Below are 432 nucleotides of genomic sequence, written 5' to 3' on the forward strand. Positions count from 1 at the left end.
GGTGATCTGGTGCTCGGTGACCCCGCGCTCACGCAGCGCAGGCAGCACATCGTTGTGGATGTGCAGGTAGTGACTGTTCGGCAGGGCGTGGGCGGTCAGGTCGTCGGGCAGTGCGTCGAAGTAGCACCAGGTGTCGTGCGAGAGCACCATCTTCTCGGCGTGGCCGCGCTCGCACAGGGTCGCGACGGTCGCGACCCGCTCCTCGAACGGGAGGTAGACGTCGACGCCGAAGCGGTCCATGCCGATGTAGGAGCCGCCGGCGATCAATTCCTCGAGGTAGCCGATATCGGTGGTGTCGCCGCAGTGGCCGATGATCACCAGGGACAGATCGACGCCCTCCTCGGCGAAGATGCGCTGCTGTTCGAGGCCGCGCCGGCTGGCCGCGTGGGTATGGGTGGAGATCGGCACCCCGGTCTGCCGGTGGGCCTGGGC

At 67.8% G+C, this 432-nt stretch carries 1 protein-coding gene; it reads right to left on the reverse strand.

Annotated features, from left to right (window positions below; genetic code table 11):
- Positions 1-432: phosphotriesterase family protein (locus RNB18_RS52490; protein WP_449657665.1), on the reverse strand; the 432-nt coding region annotated here is incomplete at both ends.

It is taken from the genome of Streptomyces doebereineriae (assembly GCF_031845645.1).
Taxonomy (GTDB): Bacteria; Actinomycetota; Actinomycetes; order Streptomycetales; family Streptomycetaceae; genus Streptomyces; species Streptomyces canus.